The 17653-nt window shown below is 55.6% G+C and carries 18 protein-coding genes; 6 read left to right on the top strand and 12 right to left on the bottom strand.

The features are described from left to right. Together B9Y55_RS13485 and B9Y55_RS09530 are read right to left on the bottom strand one after the other, a co-directional pair. The coding region (locus B9Y55_RS13485) for a hypothetical protein (protein WP_234986203.1) at positions 1-215 on the bottom strand (215 nt) is incomplete at its 3' end. A gap of 214 nt (positions 216-429) precedes the next feature. After that, positions 430-654, bottom strand: a complete 225-nt coding sequence (locus tag B9Y55_RS09530; protein WP_085545128.1) for a FeoA family protein — start codon at positions 652-654, stop codon at positions 430-432. Positions 655-895: 241 nt separating this feature from the next. Here B9Y55_RS09530 and B9Y55_RS09525 point away from each other — a divergent pair, with 241 nt between their 5' ends. From B9Y55_RS09525 to B9Y55_RS09510, 5 genes are all read left to right on the top strand, one after another. Then, the gene (locus B9Y55_RS09525) at positions 896-1390 is read left to right on the top strand and encodes a flavodoxin (protein WP_085545127.1); all 495 of its coding nucleotides are present in this window, start codon (positions 896-898) and stop codon (positions 1388-1390) included. Positions 1391-1584: 194 nt separating this feature from the next. Then, entirely contained in the window at positions 1585-1821 is a 237-nt protein-coding gene (locus B9Y55_RS09520) for a FeoA family protein (RefSeq protein ID WP_085545126.1), read from the top strand. After that, entirely contained in the window at positions 1821-3989 is a 2169-nt protein-coding gene (gene feoB / locus B9Y55_RS09515; protein WP_085545125.1) for a ferrous iron transport protein B, read from the top strand. The genes B9Y55_RS09520 and feoB overlap by 1 nt, the downstream gene beginning before the upstream one ends. A 3-nt stretch (positions 3990-3992) precedes the next feature. Continuing rightward, positions 3993-4154: a FeoB-associated Cys-rich membrane protein gene (locus B9Y55_RS13055; protein ID WP_143340895.1), complete on the top strand. Its 162-nt coding sequence runs from the start codon at positions 3993-3995 to the stop codon at positions 4152-4154. Between the two features lie 86 nt (positions 4155-4240). Next, positions 4241-5350, top strand: coding sequence for a pyridoxal phosphate-dependent aminotransferase (locus B9Y55_RS09510; protein WP_085545124.1), 1110 nt, complete (start codon positions 4241-4243; stop codon positions 5348-5350). Here the strand turns inward: B9Y55_RS09510 and B9Y55_RS09505 are convergent. From B9Y55_RS09505 to B9Y55_RS09495, 3 genes are read right to left on the bottom strand one after another with little or no spacing between them, the layout of a single operon-like run. Next, entirely contained in the window at positions 5340-6710 is a 1371-nt protein-coding gene (locus B9Y55_RS09505; RefSeq protein ID WP_085545123.1) for an HD domain-containing phosphohydrolase, read from the bottom strand. The genes B9Y55_RS09510 and B9Y55_RS09505 overlap by 11 nt on opposite strands. A 12-nt stretch (positions 6711-6722) precedes the next feature. Further along, complete coding sequence (locus B9Y55_RS09500) at positions 6723-9071, bottom strand: ATP-binding protein (protein ID WP_085545122.1); 2349 nt, start codon at positions 9069-9071, stop codon at positions 6723-6725. Continuing rightward, the gene (locus tag B9Y55_RS09495; protein ID WP_159448305.1) at positions 9064-10176 is read right to left on the bottom strand and encodes a branched-chain amino acid ABC transporter substrate-binding protein; all 1113 of its coding nucleotides are present in this window, start codon (positions 10174-10176) and stop codon (positions 9064-9066) included. The genes B9Y55_RS09500 and B9Y55_RS09495 overlap by 8 nt, the downstream gene beginning before the upstream one ends. Positions 10177-10266: 90 nt before the next feature. On the opposite strand from B9Y55_RS09495, the gene B9Y55_RS09490 reads away from it, so the two are divergent. Next, on the top strand, positions 10267-11154 hold the full coding sequence (locus B9Y55_RS09490) for a DMT family transporter (protein WP_234986202.1): 888 nt from the start codon (positions 10267-10269) through the stop codon (positions 11152-11154). Here B9Y55_RS09490 and B9Y55_RS09485 read toward each other — a convergent pair. From B9Y55_RS09485 to B9Y55_RS09455, 7 genes are all read right to left on the bottom strand, one after another. Then, positions 11138-12040, bottom strand: a complete 903-nt coding sequence (locus B9Y55_RS09485; RefSeq protein WP_085545120.1) for a patatin-like phospholipase family protein — start codon at positions 12038-12040, stop codon at positions 11138-11140. The two genes, B9Y55_RS09490 and B9Y55_RS09485, sit on opposite strands and share 17 nt — an antisense overlap. Further along, the gene (locus B9Y55_RS09480) at positions 12021-13070 is read right to left on the bottom strand and encodes a homoserine dehydrogenase (protein WP_085545119.1); all 1050 of its coding nucleotides are present in this window, start codon (positions 13068-13070) and stop codon (positions 12021-12023) included. The genes B9Y55_RS09485 and B9Y55_RS09480 overlap by 20 nt, the downstream gene beginning before the upstream one ends. A gap of 15 nt (positions 13071-13085) precedes the next feature. Then, positions 13086-14090, bottom strand: a complete 1005-nt coding sequence (locus B9Y55_RS09475; protein ID WP_085545118.1) for an aspartate-semialdehyde dehydrogenase — start codon at positions 14088-14090, stop codon at positions 13086-13088. Then, positions 14081-15283 (bottom strand): aspartate kinase, encoded by a 1203-nt coding sequence (locus B9Y55_RS09470; RefSeq protein WP_085545117.1) that lies wholly within the window; start codon positions 15281-15283, stop codon positions 14081-14083. Before B9Y55_RS09470 ends, B9Y55_RS09475 begins: the two co-directional genes overlap by 10 nt. 10 nt (positions 15284-15293) lie before the next feature. Further along, positions 15294-16556 (bottom strand): hypothetical protein, encoded by a 1263-nt coding sequence (locus tag B9Y55_RS09465; protein ID WP_085545116.1) that lies wholly within the window; start codon positions 16554-16556, stop codon positions 15294-15296. Positions 16557-16836: 280 nt separating this feature from the next. After that, the gene (locus tag B9Y55_RS09460; protein ID WP_143340894.1) at positions 16837-17304 is read right to left on the bottom strand and encodes a hypothetical protein; all 468 of its coding nucleotides are present in this window, start codon (positions 17302-17304) and stop codon (positions 16837-16839) included. 5 nt (positions 17305-17309) lie between these two features. Further along, a complete protein-coding gene (locus B9Y55_RS09455; RefSeq protein WP_234986201.1) occupies positions 17310-17645 on the bottom strand; it encodes a molecular chaperone DnaJ in 336 nt (111 codons plus the stop codon). Positions 17646-17653: the final 8 nt, after the last annotated feature.

Below are 17653 nucleotides of genomic sequence, written 5' to 3'. Positions count from 1 at the left end.
TAAAAACAAGATTTATCGCCTATTGGCGACAAGCTATCCATCCCCGCCTTTCGCCTTTGGCTTAGAAGATGGGGAATTCCGCTTGACCTGTTAAAGTTGTCCTGCTGGATGTATTTCCGCACAGTCTTACGGTCCTTGGAAAATTTCTTTGCTATCTCGCTAATATTCTCCCCTTTATTAAAGTAGGCATCTCTGATATGACCGACTTCGGTCATTGTGAGCATCCTCCTGTCCCTCCCGCTTAGTCCTGTCCAGAACTAAAAGGTATCGGGTTATGGTTATGCTTGCAATGGCCCTTTGCATTTCTGGGGATTTCTTAATTGCAAGAGTGGGGATTTCCTACTTGCATTTCTGTCCCTTTCTATTATGCAGGAAACACCTATTGAACAACAAAAAAAACCGGCGGCCAACGCCAGTTTCCTAAAAGCCTCAGGCGATCAACACCCTGTCGGCCATCTGTCTTCCTAAAGCCAGGCGACCTTCCCCTATTTTAAGGACAACAGGGCCACCTTCGTTTTGAAGTATCTCGATAAAGGCCCCAGGGAAAACCCCCATGTCGGCCAACCTGTGTTTCATCGAACAGCCCCCCTCAACCAGAAGGACCTGTCCTCTGGTACCGGAAGGACACTTAGACATAGATTTCAGGTTATTCACAACCAACGCCCCCTGTCGATACGAACTTTTTTGGAAGAGAGGGAACTGGCGAGTCCCCTCTCTGGAGGATGAATTCTCAGGCAAAGGCTTACTGTTAGCCTGAACTAACGCAACTTTACCACCGATATAGATCCTGGTCAAGGGGTACTATCATTTTGAGAGGTTGTTAATTAATGTAAGTCGTGATAGACTTTATTAGCACTCACAAACTAACTGAACCACCATAGAGGAGGTTTTTTGAATATCAAACATAGCTGTTTTTTACGGAAGCACCACAGGAGCGACCCAGGGGGTAGCGGAGAAAATAACGGGCATCTTAGGGGCTGACCTTTTCGACGTATCTTCGGCAGGAGACGACGCCATATCGGGACACGACGTCCTTCTTTTGGGATCGTCCACCTGGGGGCTCGGAGAGCTTCAGGACGACTGGAACGACTTTTTACCGAGACTGGAGAAAGTTGAGCTATCGGGAAAAAAAGTCGCCTTCTTCGGCACAGGGGACCAGGAGGGATTCGGGGATACTTTCGTCGAGGCCCTAGGGATCATCCACGATGCCATAGAGGGTAAAGGGGTCACGGTAATAGGCAAATGGCCCAGCGATGGATACAGCGGAACAGGCTCGGCCCTCAAGGACGGCTTTTTCGTGGGACTCCCGATAGACGAATCCAACCAGTCAGACATGACCGACGACAGGATCGCCGCCTGGACGGAACAGCTCAAATGGGAAATAGCGTAAAAAAAGGTGATCGACGGGAACTGCCCCGTCGATCATCTTTTTCATTTGATAAGGTAATAAAGAAAGACTGTACGCGAAACAGATCGGTCAAGGAACCCTAACTTGTGGAAGTCAAAAAAGCTTGTTCCCACCAATTTACTGTGTTATGATTCACCAACAAAGTGAGCCTCTTGAAAAGAGGGGGAGGATGAAAGATGGGAAAGATATCCATGAGAAAGATGAAGAAAAACCAATCCGGCATCATACGGTCGGTGAAGGCCGAGGGGGAACTCGGACGGCGAATAAGGGATATGGGGCTGACCCCAGGAACGGATATCAAGATCCTCGGCAGGGCACCTCTTTACGACCCGGTGGCCCTAAGGGTAGGGGATTTTACGTTGACCCTAAGAAACAGCGAGGCGGACTACATCGAAGTGGAGGTCCAGGACTGATGGCTATCGTAGCGTTGGCGGGAAACCCTAACTCCGGGAAGACGACCCTCTTCAACGCCCTGACAGGGGCCAGACAGCACGTGGGAAACTACCCAGGCATAACGGTGGACAGGAAAAAAGGCACCTACGTCAAGAAAGGCCTATCACTGGAGATAGAGGACCTCCCAGGAATATACTCCCTCTCCGCCTACTCCTCCGAGGAGGTCGTGGCCAGAGAGTTCCTAACCACCCAATCCCCCGATGGGGTGGTGAACGTGGTGGACGGCTCCAACCTGGAGAGAAACCTGTACCTCACCGTCCAGCTTCTGGAGATGGGCCTTCCTATGTGCATAGCCATAAACATGATGGACGTAGCTGAGACCAGAGGCATGGATATAGACCACAAAGCCCTTTCCAGGTTGATCGGCGTTCCGGTTGTTCCGGTTGTCGCCAGAAAGGGCCAGGGGATAGACGAACTTATGGAGGTAGCATCCGGTCTGTCCCAATCGACCCAGCCGCCTTTCAGGATATCCTACGGCTCGGACTTGGACCAGGCTCTGGACGTAATGACCTCCATAATAGAGAGGAATCCCTCTTTGGCCGAGGCGGCTCGCCCTAGATGGTCCGCCTTAAAGTACCTGGAGGGAGATCAGGTAATCAAAGACTCGATCGCCAAAGAGTCCCCTAAAACCGATCAGGAGCTTTCGTCTATAGCCCTTGAGCTAGAGCGTCACCTAAGGACCACCTTAGACACCTACCCTGAGGCTATGATAGCCGATCAGAGATACGGCTACATCAAGTCGATCCTGAGACAGGGAGTACTGGTTTATCGAAAGGACAGAGACGCACCGACCCTGTCGGACAAGCTGGATAAATTCCTCACGAACCGTTTTCTAGGCCCTATCGCCATGGCGGCGGTCCTGGCGGGGCTGTACTATTTCACCTTTACCTACAGCGAGGTCCCGGTGGGGTGGTTCGAGAACTTTTTCGGATGGCTAGGGGACGTGACCGACGCCAATATGGCCGACGGTCTCCTCAAGTCGATGGTTAAATCAGGGGTAGTAGACGGAGTTGGAGGTGTTATGGGCTTCGTACCGCTTATCTTCTTCATGTTCCTAGGGATATCCTTCCTGGAGGATACAGGATATCTGGCGAGAGTCGCTTTTATGCTGGACCGGGTGTTTAGGTTCTTCGGCCTCCACGGTAGCTCGGTGATGCCTCTGATAGTATCAGGAGGCATAGCGGGAGGATGTGCCGTCCCAGGGGTAATGGCCGCCAGGACGATAAAGTCCCCTAAAGAGCGGATCGCCACCCTGCTGACCGCACCGTTCATGAACTGCGGCGCAAAGCTACCGGTGTTTGCCCTGCTGGTCGGGGTTTTCTTCTCCGAGAGACAGGCCTCAATGATGCTCCTCATAACCGCAGTTTCCTGGATAGGGGCCCTTCTGGCGGCAAAACTGCTTAGATCCACGGTCCTGAGAGGCGAAACTACCCCCTTCGTCATGGAACTGCCGCCCTACAGGCTTCCTACCTTTCAGGGACTAATGATACACACCTGGGAGAGAACCTGGCAGTACATAAAAAAGGCGGGAACGGTCATCCTCGGTATATCGATAATCCTCTGGGCCCTCATGACCTTCCCGGAGCTAGGGGAGGATGATAGGGCGCGGTTCCAGGGGATGAAGGATTCCATAACGTCTCAGGCATCGCCGGAGCTTTTGTCGGAAGAACTGGCTGGGAAACTTCTTGAGATAGACGGACAGGAAGCTCAGTTGGCCCTTAGAAAATCCTACGCCGGCAGGGTTGGCACAGCCTTAGAGGGAATAACCTCTTTCGCCGGGTTTGACTGGAGAGACAATATAGCCTTAGTAGGTGGCTTTGCCGCCAAAGAGGTGGTGGTCTCAACTCTGGGAACCGCCTACTCTCTGGGAGAGGTCGACCCGGAGGAGAGCGAGGGCCTGGCTCAGACCTTGGCCAACTCGCCGGACTGGTCGCCTATAAAAGCTCTGGCTCTCATAGTGTTTACCATGTTCTACGCCCCTTGTTTCGTCACCGTAGTGTGTATCGTTAGGGAGACAGGAACGTGGAGATGGGGTCTATTCTCCATGGTGTTCAACACCATCCTGGCCTATGGCCTGGCGGTAGCGGTGTATCAGGGAGGCCTGTTTCTTCAGAGGATAGGAGGCTAAAAAATGGAAAAGGCGATAGTAGCGGCGGTCGTGATAGTAGCAGGGATCGTTCTATTGAACAGAATCAGGTCCATCGCAAAAGGCGGAGGCTGTGGATGCGGATGCTCCAGCTGCCCATCGGCATCTAAATGCACCCCCCCAGAGGAGTATCATAAGGGTAACTAAAGAGATGGCGATGGCGGAGGGTATACCCTCCGCCATCGTGGTATCATGACAGGATACAATCTTAACCGCTGGAGGAGGATTTTTAGATGGACTGGAAAAAACTTATTCCCCAGGGCTTGAAGGACACGAAGACGGAGCTCTATTTCAACTGCGTCGAGAATCGACCGGTTTCGGTCGACTGTGGCCTGGGCTACAGCCCGATAGGAGCACCGGAGAAGGTCAAATCGGCTTTCGGCCCTCTCTTTGGAGACGATCTATCCCGGTACATCCCCCCTTCCGAACGGCTGGCAAGGCCTGTTCGGGATTTCTGGGGAGGGCTGGTCGACGAGGAGGAACTGGTCTTCGCCAACGGCACCGACACCATATTGGTGGTCCTGGCCAAGGCCCTGGCCGCACCGGGGGGGAAGGTCTTAGGCATGGCCCCTCAGTTCACCGACGGCCCGGTTCACTTTCAGCTATCAGGCTGTGACTTCCTTCCACTGCCGCTGGGGGCACCGGAATACAGGATAGAGGTTAACGATCTACTGAAGGCCCTTGACGACTCTATATCGTTGGTCTACGTAGACAGGCCACACAACCCCACAGGACAGCTGATGGACCTTAAAGACCTCGATCGGCTGATATCCGCAGCGAACGACGTCGGAGCCATGGTCATAGTGGACGAGGCCTACGGCGATTTCGTCCCCGAGGAGACCTCCTGCCTTAACCTGAGCCGTAAAAACCTCATCTGTCTCAGGACTTTCTCCAAAGGGTGGGGAATGGCGGGGGTAAGGGGAGGATACGGGGTGTTTCGAGACCCTTACGCCAGAGAGCTATATCTCAGGGTAAGCCCACCTTTCACCGTGGACGCACTGGGTTTTTCGTCCATACCTATGGCCTTAGAGGAGGGCAAAAAATTCCTGCCCTCCATGAGAACCGAGATAGCCAAACTAAAGGATCAGGTTATAAAAGAGATAGAGTCGACCTCTGGATTCTCCGTGGCCCATACCTGTATGTCCGTAGCCATCATGATGGTAACCTACGATGGGCCGATAAACCTCTACGACAGCCTGATGGATCAGGGCATAAAGACCGCACCGGGATCGGGATTTTTGGGAATAGGGGACAACTCGGTCCGTCTAAGGGTGCCCCCTGAGGAGCAGATGGAGGAGTTTATCGCCCGATGGAGGGCGATGGCCAGGGGCCTCAGAGGATAACCAAACCCTCTTTTATGACGTGAACACAGGCATCGACCGCATCGGGGTCGTAGACGACCCCCCTGCCTTTGCCTATCTCGTTCAAAGCGGCCTCGACCCCTAGAGCGGGCCTGTAGGGCCTGTGGGACGACATGGCCTCGACCACGTCGGCAACCGCCAGAATCCTGGCCTCAGGTATTATCTGATCCCCTTTGAGACCGTCAGGGTATCCGGTGCCGTCGAGCCTCTCGTGATGCTGTCTCACCGCAAGGGTCATCTCCCGAGATAGGTCGATTCGGTTTACTATGTCGTATCCCGTCACAGGATGCTGGCGTATCAGGGCGAACTCCACCTCCGACAGAGCCGACGGCTTGCTTAAAAGCTCCACCGGGACGGATATCTTTCCCACGTCGTGGATAAGGGCGGATCGGTAGATAAGCTCTACGTGGGCTTCATCCAGCAATAAAGCCTGGGCCATGGCTTTTGAGAGATCGGCGACTCTCCTCTGATGGCCTGCGGTGTAAGGATCTCTAGCCTCCACCGCCAGGGATAGGACGTCTATGGTCCTGTTCAACGCCTTAGCCAGATGATCGGCGTTTTCCTTCAGTGTAACCTCAAGCCTGCGGAGGTCGGTGATATCTCGGACCACCTGGAGTACCAGCGGCCTCCCCTCCACGTAAAAGGGGCGATTTCTGACCTCCACAGGGGTGCTCCCTCCCGCTTTATCCTCCTGTTCCAGATCGAGGAAAAACTCTCCTCCCTCCAGAGGCAAATCCAAAGCCCCCTCTCTTAGATCCCCTTTCGGTAGGGAGAGAAGCCTGGAAGCGGCGGAGTTGGCCTCCACCAGCCTAGGTACGCCGGAGGAGAGGTCGTAGAGGAGAACCCCGTCCTGGAGGTTGTCCACTATGGATCGGTGTTTTACCCCCTCAAACTGAAGCCTGGCCCTGTCCTTGTCCACCTGTTTCTGAAGGCCTTGCAGATCGGATTTGAGGATAGCGGTCTGCTGTTTTTTGCCGAGCAAGGCCCTCATCTGGGCCTCAAGCTCCACCTCTGAGACAGGCTTAGTCAAAAAGGCATCCGCACCGCACTTAAGCCCTTTGGTGCGATTTTCCGGGCTCGAGTCCATAGCGGTCAGGAGTATGACCGGGATATCCGAGTAGCCCTGGTCTCCCTTCAGTCGACTGCACACCTGAAAACCGTCCATACCGGGCATCAATATATCCAGGATAATCACGTCAGGTCTGTCCGCCGCGACTATCCTAAGGGCCTCCTCACCGGAGGACGCAAACCTAGAGCTGCACTCAGGTGCGACGGCCTTAAGGATGGCCCTCAGTATGACCAGATTATCGTAGTTATCGTCCACCATAAGAACTTTACACATAAAAGCACCTCCTCACGACGAAGAAAAGGGAAGGGTAATGGAGAAACGGGTTCCCTCCCCGGGAGAGCTGTCCACCGATATGGAACCTCCCATAAGACGGACAAGCCGACTGACGATGGCCAATCCCAGGCCCGTTCCACCGTGCTGTCTGGAGACCGATCCATCGCCTTGACGGAACTCGTCGAAGATATAGGGAAGGTCATCGGAGGAGATCCCTATGCCTGTATCTATGACCTCAAGGGCTACGTAGCCCCCTTCGGTGTGGCCTGTAAGGTCGATAGATCCACGATCGGTAAACTTGATAGCGTTACCTAAAAGGTTGACCATGATCTGCCGTAGTCGGGACCTGTCCATATACACCATTATATACGGTATATCCCCTCTTATGACCAGACCCTTTTCCTTCGCCAGAGGATCCATAGATCTGACTATGTGGGCTACCTCCTGAGAAAGCTCGAACTCCTCGGGGAAAAGCTCCACCCTACCTGCCTCTATCTTCGACAGATCCAGTACATCGTTGATCAGCTCCAGTAAATTCCCGCCGTTTCTCTCTATTATGGACATATACTCCCTCTCATCGTCCCCTAAAGAGGACTGAGGGCGTAACATCAGCCTGGACAGGGCCAATATGGAGTTAAGAGGGGTCCTAAGCTCGTGGCTGACGTTGGAGAGGAACTGCCCTTTGAGCCGATCGGCCTCCATGATCCTGTCCCTTTGTGACTGAATTTCGTCGTTTTGTGCCTGTAGCTCTATAGTCATAGCCTCCCTCCGGCCTATATGGTCCAAGTTAGCTGCCAGAGCGGAAAGAGGGCTGATCAGCATATCCAGGTAAGATAGGTAATCCGACGAGAAACCTGTCGTAGATCCCAGGACGACGACCATATAGGGTTTTCCGTCGACCAATACCGCTAAAGAGGCCACCTCTTTAGGGAGGATATCCCCGAGAAAACCTTTTAACGTAAAGACCGTGTCGTCGGTTAAGGGATAACGGTGCCATTTGCCCGGGAAGGACAGGACGAAACCGAGCTCTCCCTCCAGAGCCTCGCCACTGAAGGATCGGTAAGGCCATGCCAGCCCTACGGTGGACAGAGGACTGAAAGTCGATCCATCGGTGCCGTAAATCGCCCCGAAGCGGGGTATACCGTCCTCCATGAGTTTCTTTAAAAGTTTATCCCCAAATTCGACCTCCGACTTTATCTCCATAAGGGAGTTTATCGTGGCAGAGGACCTCTCCATAGCTATGACCTTGGACTCGAGGGCCGCGGACACCGAGTCGAACTCCCTGGCCAGTTCCCCTAGCTCGTCATTCCGAGAGAGACCGTTTCGGGCGGAAAGCTCACCATCTCTGAAGCGACGGGCCGCACCGATCATCACCTCCACCGGGCCAGCGTAACCTCTGGCCACCCAGAAGGACACCAAACAGACCATCAGGACGGAGAAGCCCAGAACGACTCCCACCTCGACCATCGACTTTCTCACCGTGGCCATAAGCTCCGAGAGATCCTGTTCGGTTATAAGTCCCCATTCGGTACCACCGATTGGACCGTAGGCGGATATGACCGAAACCCCTCGATAGTCCGTCGCCTCCATAACCCCGGAAAACCCCTCCGACGCCAGGGAGGCGGGCTCGGACCGGAGTTTAAAGTTAAGGGGAGCGTTGTCGCTCCAACGGAGCTCGCTGAGGACCGTCCTCTCTCCGTTAATTATGATGGTCTCGCCGGAATAACCTAGCCCTGTTCTGTCGGAGAGTATCCGAAAAAGGGATTTCTCGGCGTATATCCTGGCCCCCAGGACAAATAGCACCTCTCCCTCCCTTTCGTCCACTCCCCATATAGGAGCGGAGAAGGCTAGAACCAGGGATCCTGTCAGAGGGGATCGGGCTAGATCCTGCTCCCACATTCGGCCCAAAGATATCGGGATCTCCACGAAAGGACCGTAAACGACCTTGTTCTCGTCGGCTGGGTTTGTGGAGGCCACCACCTTTCCGGTAGGAGCGTCTATCAAAAAGAAATCGTCCACATCCACCGAGCTTCTCCTGTGTCGCCGGAGAAGTTGCCTCACCTCCATCAGAAGAGCCCTCTGCTCCGGCGATCTTCTATCCTCAAGGGATTGGACCAGCTGGATCAGAGAGCTGTCCGAGGCCACCGATAGAAAGCTCGATCGCCTTTCCTGGAGCCACTGAGAGAGCTGGGTGGCCTTCAGGTCCCTTATGGCCTCCAGCTTGGACATGGCTTCCTCCTTTATGGAGTGGACCCTTCTTAGGGACGTGACCGTTACCGCCGATATCATAGGTATGAGCCCTATAATGGCGAACCATATGAGCAGTTTAGCGCCTATGCTGGACATGAACTTTCTAGCCATCCCTATCACCTCTGAGAGGCAGCCAACGGCCGCCTTTGACGACAAAAGCCCCTATAGGTCTGGCGACCGCCCTCCCTAGATAGTCGAAACCTATCAGGCCGGTGAGGCCTCTTCCGCTGTATCGAGATATCTCCTCCCGTACCCCCTCCCTGCCCCTGGACTGCCCTCTGTAAGTGGACCAGGCGACCACCGTAGCGGCGTCGTAGGCGAGAGCTGTGTAGTTAGCTGGCACAGCGTCGGGGAAAAGGCCATAAAGCCCTTTCAGAAAATCGGTTCCTCCAGGAAGATAGATAGGCGAAAGAGGCAGAACCCCTAACGTCCCCTCGGCGGCAGGGCCGGCGTATCGGCAGAAGAGCTCCTCCCCTACCGAGGAGTCCACCCCATAGGTCAGCGATAGCCCTTTCCTGTCCAGGGCCATCTTTATCATGGCACCTTCGTGGGTAAAGCCTCCGTAGGCCACCCCGTCGGGAGCGACGTCGGCGACCCTGTCCGCCAGGTGGTCGTAGGAAGGGAGCATAGGAGAGGTCTCTATAACCAAAGGAACGTCCACACCTATCTCACGGAGATAAGGGGCCATTACCGAGAGGAATCGTCTGCCGTAAGCCGATCTCTCCCCTATGAGGGCGATGGATCTAAGCCCTCTGTCGAACATCAGTCTGCCCAGGGATAGGACCATGTCGTCCAGGATAGGGACCATCTGAAATATGTAGGGATCCCCTTTTTCCGATATCCCCGGATGGGCGGCGGCCCACATTATGACCGGCAGCTTAGCGGAGGAGAATACATCCATAGTGGCAAAAGCACAGACACTGTGATAATGGGCCACTACAGCCATAACGGAGCTATCGGAAGCCACCGTCAGAGCGGCCTCACGGGCCTGATCGGGATCGGCAAAGTCATCCATCACCACCGGAACGATCTCCTTTCCGGTTTCGTCGGACACCTGCTTTATAGCCAGAAGAAATGCCTGTTTAGCCGCCAATCCTTCGTGACCGTCGTGACCGGAGAGAGGACCTATAAAGGCTATTTTGGGAGGAACCTCCGCAGAGGCGGAGGGCACGGAAAAAAGGGCAAAAAAGACCACGACCAAGCATATTATCCTCACGAGAATACCTCCTTGCGCTGTGATGTCCTATGATCTATAGTCTTTCGATCGGCTATACACCCAGAATAACACGAAAGGCGGCTATTTCCATTGGATAAAAAGGCAAACATCATAATGTTTTTGGCCATACTGGCGACCTCAACGGGCTCGATCTTCGCTAAGGCGGCGGACGCTCCCGCTCTAGTCACCGCCGCTTACAGGCTTGGGCTGGCCTCGATCGTACTGGTCCCCTGGGCGATGTTACACCATAGGGAGGATATAAAGGGGCTCACCTCCAAAGACTGGATCTACACCGTCATCTCAGGAGGGGCACTGGCCATACACTTCGCCTCCTGGATATCCGCCTTACAGTACATATCCATAGCGAGCTGCGTCGTGCTGGTCAACACCTCTCCCCTCTGGGTCGCCCTTGCCGCCCCTTTTATCACCGGAGACAGGATAGACAAAAAAACCGCCATGGCTATATCCCTGGCGGTGGTAGGAGCTGTAATCATAGGATGGGGGGACTTTTCCACAGGCCCGGATGCCTGGAAAGGGGACGGTCTGGCCCTTTTAGGGGCCATAAGTCTGACTGTCTATCTGCTTCTGGGGAGGAAAGTCAGGGCCAAGGTATCCCTGATGCCCTACGTGGCGGTGTGTTACGGTTCGGCGGCGGCTTTTCTGTGGGTAGCTCTCATGCTGTCCTCCCTGCCGGTGAGCGGCTACTCCTGGCATACCTGGGGAGCCCTCTGGGGCATGGCGCTTATACCCCAGATCCTGGGACACTCGGCTTACAACTGGGCCCTTAGATGGGTCAATCCGGCGGTGGTGGCGGTGATGCTCCTTGGGGAGCCTATAGGCTCTTCGGTCATGGCGTGGGCCTTCTTCCACGAGGTGCCGGGCCCGGCGATAGTGCTGGGAGGCTGTTTCATCCTGATCGGCATATACATGACACAGCGGAACAAGGTCTCCCCTGCCCCGGCTAAAGCGACTCTATAGCGACCCTATACCCCGCCTCCATGGCCTCTTTTGCCTTGAAAAACTCCATAAATCGGACGTTTCCGAGCCTGGGGGCCAGGAGGAGGTCTGGAGGATCGGTCTTCAACCTGCTCTGGGTTATAGAGGTCTCCATGATATTTATGGACGTAACTATAACGTCGACTATGTTCGGCGGCTTCGGCCTGGACCTGCTTCCGTCCTCCACCAACGCCCTTATCTCCTCCAGGATACGGTTTCCCAGGGAGAGATCCTGCCCTTTACGATAGGAAAGGGGGCGTTCGCATCTGACGTCCTGCTTGCTTTCGACCACGTAGCGGTTCAAATCCACCGCCACAACGAAGTCGGCCCCTAGGGACCTAGCCACGTTGACAGGCACCGGATTGACCAGCCCCCCGTCGACAAGGACAGCCTCCCCTGACATAAAGGGGGTGAAAACCCCAGGGACTGCGATGCTGGCCCTGACGGCGTCTATAACGTCGCCGGAGGAGATCGCGACCTCTCGGCCGTCCCTTATGTCCGTAGCTACGGCGGCGAAAGGCATCGACAGGTCTTTAAAGCTCCGGTCTCCCAGGATCTCCCTCAGGAGCTCGGTGACCTTTCTGCCGTCCACCAGACCGGAATGGGGGAATACCACGTCGAAGTAGGCCAGAAGGTGGAGAGGATCGAGCTCAAGCAACAACGCCTCCAGGTGGTCCAACCCACCGGAGGCGTATACCGCGCCGATCATGGCTCCTATGCTGGTTCCCGCCACGCAGGAAAGGGTAATGCCTTTTTCCTGAAAGGCCCTCAGGACACCTACATGGGCGCACCCTCTGGCCGCACCACCACCTAAGGCAAGCCCTATGGACCGACCTTGAGAGATGGCCTCACGCAGTCCGCCGTCCAAGGTTCAGCCCTCTCTCTCTTACTATAGCCAGCAGGTCCGCCAAAATAGCCTGCCCGGTCTCCTCCCTGCCGGCGCCGGGCCCGACGATGGTGACGTCTCTGAGGTTGTCGGTGCCGTAGGTTATGGCGTTGGTCGCCCCCATCACCCCCGCTAGAGGGTGGTCCAGAGGAAGCTCCAGAGGAGCCACCGAGGCCTCAAGGACACCGTCTTTTCTCTCCACCTGGGCTACGAGCTTTATCCTCTTTCCCCTGGACAGGGCGGATCTCACGTCTTCAAGGGAAACCTTCGATATGCCCTCCCTCTTAACCTGGGATAGAGCTATAGGCTCGCCCATTATCACAGTGGCTATTATCTGGGCCTTCACAGCGGCGTCCCATCCGTCCACGTCGCCGCTGGGATCGGTCTCGGCGTACCCTAGCTCCTGAGCCTCGGTTAGGGCATCGGAGTAATTCAGTCCCTCCTCCATTCTTGAGAGAATGTAGTTGGTGGTTCCGTTGACTATCCCCTGCACCTTCACCACGTCGCATCCCGCCATAGCCTCCATGGCCAGGTTTATGGAGGGAGTTCCGCTGAGGAGAGCACCTTCAAAACGGTATGCCACTCCATGGCTTGCCGCCAGTGCCATGAGCTCCGGCAGTGCCACCGACACCGGCCCCTTGCTGGAGCTGATAACGTGCTTCCCCGAGCGGATCGCCCGACGTATCAGGGATAGACCGGGCTCGCCGGTGACGAGGTTTGTAGGGGTGGTGTCCACGACGACCCCTATCCTGGGATCGTCAAGGATACGGTCCAACGAGGCGGAGGAAGCGGACACCGCCGAGAAGTCCCCTCTCTCGTCCAGGGAACGGAGAACCGCCTCCAGATCAAGGCCCGAGGGATCCCAGATAGTCCCCTTAGATCCTGTCACTATGGCGTTCACCACCGGCACGAAGCCGTAGCGACGGATCAGGTCGTCCTTTTTTCTGGTTATTATCCTGGCAAGCCCCTGAGCGACGTTGCCGAATCCGACTAAAGCGATTCCCCATTCCATTTTTCGTCCTCCTCCCTAAACCAGCAGCTCCGCTATCTGAACAGCGTTCAGAGCCGCGCCTTTTCTTATATTATCCGACGATACCCACAGGTCCAGACCGTTATCCAGGACCAGGTTCCTCCTGATGCGACCGACGTAGACCGGATCGGTTCCCTCCGCCTCTATAGCCAGAGGATAGACCGAAGAGGACGGATCGTCTCTGACCACCACGCCGGGAGCGTCGGACAGAATGGCCCTTGCCTCCTCCGGCGATACGGCACGGTCGAACTGGGCCGCTATGGAAAGAGAGTGTCCCCTCATCACCGGGACCCTGGTACAGGTGCAGTCGACCTTTAGCTCCGGCAAGGACATTATCTTTCTGGACTCGTTGACCATCTTCCACTCCTCGTCGGTGTAGCCCTGATCGTCGAAACTACCAACCTGAGGGACGGCGTTAAAGGCTATCCTGTGGGGATAGACCGAGGCCCTCTTATCGGCGTCGGACTTCTTTCCCTCAAGCACCAGCCGACTCTCCTCCTCAAGCTCCTCCACCGCCTTCCAGCCGGATCCTGATACTGACTGAAGTGTGGTAACCACCATAGATCTCAGCCCTATCGCTTTATGGAGAGGATAGAGGGCCATCACCGCGTGGATGGTCGAGCAGTTTGGGTTGGCTATGATGCCTTTAGGGGTATTCTTGGCGGCCTGACCGTTTATCTCCGGGACAACAAGGGGAACCTCAGGGTCCATCCTCCAGGCGGAGCTGTTGTCTATGACCACCGCTCCCCTCTCAGCCGCGACAGGAGCCCACTTTCTGGAGGCGTCGCCGCCGGCGGAGAATATGGCCACGTCTATGCCATCGAAGCCCTCAGGTGAGACCTCCTGCACCGTCCAGTCCCTGCCGTTGAGGCTGACTGTGCTTCCTGCGGAACGGGCAGAGGCGAGAGGGCGAAACTCCTCCACCGCCAATCCCCTTTCCTCTATAGTCTTGATCATCTCTCTTCCTACCAGGCCTGTGGCCCCTAAAAGGGCTATGCGCATCTAACGAGACCTCCTTCTATAAACTTGCCGTGCAGAGCACGGACGGCGTCCGCTCCGTGGGACGACTTTACCAGACAGGTTACCGACAAGGCGGAGGGAAGGAGCATTTCCACGTCCACGTCTATATCCTCCAGCACCGAAAGTATCTGGGCGGATATCTCAGGGTGGTTGGCGAGACCCGCCCCTACGACGGAGATCCTGGAAAGCCCCTCATCCCATTTAAGCCCCGACACCTGGTGTTCTTTGCAGATATCCAGCGTCTCCTCGAGCCTGCTGCCCCTCACCAAAAGGACCGCCCGTCCGTCCTGGACCACCACCTGGGCGACTATGCCCCTATCGGACAGGGATTTTGCCACCTGACAGGGTGAACAGCCTCCGTCGAAGGCCACTCTGGCCGCATCGTCGTCCTGACTTACCGCTCTGACCGCCGCCTTTTCCTCTATAAAATCCCTCATGATCCAGGTCCCCTCTATTTCCTCGTCGAAGCTGGACGCCACGCATACGTCCACACCGCTTCTTATGGCCATCTCCACGCTCCTGGCCTGGAGCACCTTTGCCCCTGCTACGGTCATCTCAAGGCACTCGTCCCAGGATATCCGGTCCAGCTTTCTGGCCCCCAAGACGACCCTGGGGTCGGCGGTGTAGATGCCGTCGACGTCGGTGAATATGTAGCAACAGGAGGCCTCAAGGGCCGCCGCCAGGGCTATGGCGGACAGGTCTGAACCACCTCTGCCCAGGGTGATAACGTCTCCCTCTTGGTCCATGCCCTGAAAACCGGCGACCACCGCCACCGCACCTCGAGCTAGACAGGACAGTACCCGTTTTGGATCGATATCCTTTATGCGGCCCTCCTGATGGTATCCCGAGGCGAAGAAACCAGCCTGTTGCCCGGTGAAGGACAGGCTATCCTGTCCCTCCGCCTTGAGTGCCATAGCCAGAAGGGCGATGGACTGCTGTTCCCCTGTGGACAAAAGTTGGTCCATCTCCCTGGGACAACGACTTCCCTGCGTAACGGATCGGGCTAACTCAAGAAGCCTGTCGGTGGTGTCTCCCATGGCGGAGACCACCACGGCCACTCTGTATCCCTTCTCGACAAACCCCATGACCCTTCGAGCCACAGCCCTGATCTTCTCCGGCGATCCCATGGAGGAACCGCCGAACTTCAGGACTATAGGTTTAGCTTCCTGCCCCATGACTCAACCTCTAGGACCTGCTGTGAAGTAGGGGAGCAGCTAAAAAGGCGAAGCCTTTTTCGGTCAGAGACCGAGCGGTGTGGTTGAGCGAATCGTGCTTGAGGAGGTAGTCCCTCTGGAGCTTCTCCATCAGTCCCTGGGCCAGTATGTCCGCCTTAGGGATAAAGTAGTCCGTCAGGGAAGCGGGATCGTCCAGAGCACCTTCGACCTCCGGGTCTCCTCCCTCGTGTTTGGCGGAGATATTGCCTACCGAGGCCGCCAAGTCCAGAAGGTCGTCCCTGCGGCAGTATGGCTGGCGGACTATGTGCTTCCAGGGCTCGGTTATGTGGTGCTCTATCCTGACGTCCTTCTCCAGCCCTAGAGCCTTCCTTATGTCGGCGATAGCCTTAACGGTCTCGACGTCGCAGGAGTTGGACAGGTTGAAACCCGCTAAGGGGGTGGTCCCGTCCTCCCTGGCCAGGAAACGGGCCATCATCAAGGTCCAAAGGGCTGCGGCGGGGTTGTCGTTACCCATGAACACCGATATTTTGAACTGGATATCCACCCCGAGGCGGTAGAGAAGATAGCCGAGAAGGACCGTGCCCGAGTTTATGTTAAGCACCTGCTGCACTCCGTACTGGGTGTAGTACTTTAGGAACTCGTCGACCCAGCGGTAGCAGTAGTCGTTAGGCTGGCCGATGCCTCCGAAATAGCCGGTGATGGTATCGGGACCGCCGAGGTGGACGTTCGATCCGTCGGTCCCTCTGGTGTCCAGCGACTCAACCAGGCTTGCCCCCATGATCTTCATGGAAGCGGCCACAGCCAGGATATCCCCCTGATCGGCGACCTGCTCAGCCATGTTCCTTACCCTGATGAACCGACCGGGCATAACCTCCTTTTTCTCTATGGCCTGCTTCGCCTCAGCTATGAGCCAAGGAAAGAACTGGAGGGCGCTTATCTCTAAGGTCACAGCTCTGTCCTGGGCCTCCTTGGAGATCTCAAGATCGGAGCCAACGACGGACCGACGGTATTCGGCCAGAGAGACGAAATCTCCGCTGTCTCGCCTTTCTTTGAGCCACAGGACGTCGCTCAGATAGGGAGACTTTTCCGCCTCCAGTCTCCCCAGGAGGTTGTCCAGCTCACCGGCGGCTCTGGCCTTGCCGTTTATCTCCTCCGGCGTGCCGTAAGGGGCCATGACCTCCAGAAGCCTGGACACCACAGGATTGGACGGATCGGTCAAATAGCTGGATACAGCCTCCACCGCGGACGGATCAAAACGGAGATTTTCTTTCATAAAAACTCACACTCCCCACATTTTTTAAAATAAAGATACAAAAAAGCCGGGTCCCCTTAGTATAAGGTGACCCGGCCTGAACGAGCTGTAGGTGCGTGCACGAGGCTACGCGCCGACTCCTTCCGAAGGGTCGCCGTACATAGTAGTGCACATCATCATGGTAATAGCGGAAGAGAAAAGTTTACAGTTCATGACGACTACCTCCTTCGAAAGTTTCCGCCTCGGGAGCGGATATTGTTGGGCATGATACACCTGTTAGCTTAATCTGTCAACAGCGAACTCAGGAAATAACGAAATCCTCCAGGGATCGATACACGTCGTAGTCCTCCATACGGCCCTCCAGTATGAGCTGATCCAGCCCCATATCGTTCTCCACCTCGTAGACAACCATCTCCTCGTCGGTATAGTCGGCGACTAGATAGGCCATTCCCCTCTCCGGAAGCTCCAGAAAAACCTGGAGAAGCTGCTCAAGCTCTATCAACCTGATGAAAAACAGGTCGTAGTCCTCCTCCTCCTGGACGGAGAATCCCTCTTTTGCAAAAAAAGAGTCCATCCTCTCCCGCAAACTATCGGACGCATCGCTGTCCACGTATATCGCTGTAGGACCTCCGTCCTGATCCTCCTCAAAAGAACCGATTTTAACCCCGTCCAGGTAGAGGTCTCCCCTGTATATCGGATCCTCCTGATCGGCGACAAGGACCATGTCCCTTATCTGAATCCCCATTATCTCTCCGTGCTCAATTGCCACAGGAATCACTCCTCGAACTCTTTAAGATGATGTAGCTGATACTCGGTGGATATCTGCTGAACCACTATCCTGCCGGTCCCGCCGCAATCCTGACAATCCCGACTGTCCTCAGGGCCGTAGACGAAAGCCCCTAGTCCTGCACAGCTCTTACAGACCTGAACCTTCATGGTGTCTTTATCGAAAGTCAGATTTTCGTTTAAATCGTCCAGGGGAAAATCGCTTCTGAGGGTTTTGACTACGACCCTACCGGAACCGCTGCACTCGGGACAGCCGAATTTCTCCCCCGTTTTGCCAAGGGCAAAGCCGAGGCCTTTGCATTTTTTACACAACTTGACTTTCATACATTCTG

Origin of the sequence: Dethiosulfovibrio salsuginis, from assembly GCF_900177735.1 — a bacterium.
GTDB classification, from domain to species: Bacteria; Synergistota; Synergistia; order Synergistales; family Dethiosulfovibrionaceae; genus Dethiosulfovibrio; species Dethiosulfovibrio salsuginis.
The sequence above is the reverse complement of the archived record's forward strand: the minus strand, read 5'-3'. Positions and strand labels throughout refer to the sequence as shown.

Coding starts and splice junctions, on each gene's coding strand:
- B9Y55_RS09520 (WP_085545126.1), top strand. CDS start 1,585: ATGGGAAAGATATCCATGAGAAAGATGAAGAAAAACCAATCCGGCATC.
- feoB (WP_085545125.1), top strand. CDS start 1,821: ATGGCTATCGTAGCGTTGGCGGGAAACCCTAACTCCGGGAAGACGACC.
- B9Y55_RS13055 (WP_143340895.1), top strand. CDS start 3,993: ATGGAAAAGGCGATAGTAGCGGCGGTCGTGATAGTAGCAGGGATCGTT.
- B9Y55_RS09510 (WP_085545124.1), top strand. CDS start 4,241: ATGGACTGGAAAAAACTTATTCCCCAGGGCTTGAAGGACACGAAGACG.
- B9Y55_RS09505 (WP_085545123.1), bottom strand. CDS start 6,710: ATGTGTAAAGTTCTTATGGTGGACGATAACTACGATAATCTGGTCATA.
- B9Y55_RS09500 (WP_085545122.1), bottom strand. CDS start 9,071: ATGGCTAGAAAGTTCATGTCCAGCATAGGCGCTAAACTGCTCATATGG.
- B9Y55_RS09480 (WP_085545119.1), bottom strand. CDS start 13,070: ATGGAATGGGGAATCGCTTTAGTCGGATTCGGCAACGTCGCTCAGGGG.
- B9Y55_RS09475 (WP_085545118.1), bottom strand. CDS start 14,090: ATGCGCATAGCCCTTTTAGGGGCCACAGGCCTGGTAGGAAGAGAGATG.
- B9Y55_RS09470 (WP_085545117.1), bottom strand. CDS start 15,283: ATGGGGCAGGAAGCTAAACCTATAGTCCTGAAGTTCGGCGGTTCCTCC.
- B9Y55_RS09465 (WP_085545116.1), bottom strand. CDS start 16,556: ATGAAAGAAAATCTCCGTTTTGATCCGTCCGCGGTGGAGGCTGTATCC.
- B9Y55_RS09455 (WP_234986201.1), bottom strand. CDS start 17,645: ATGAAAGTCAAGTTGTGTAAAAAATGCAAAGGCCTCGGCTTTGCCCTT.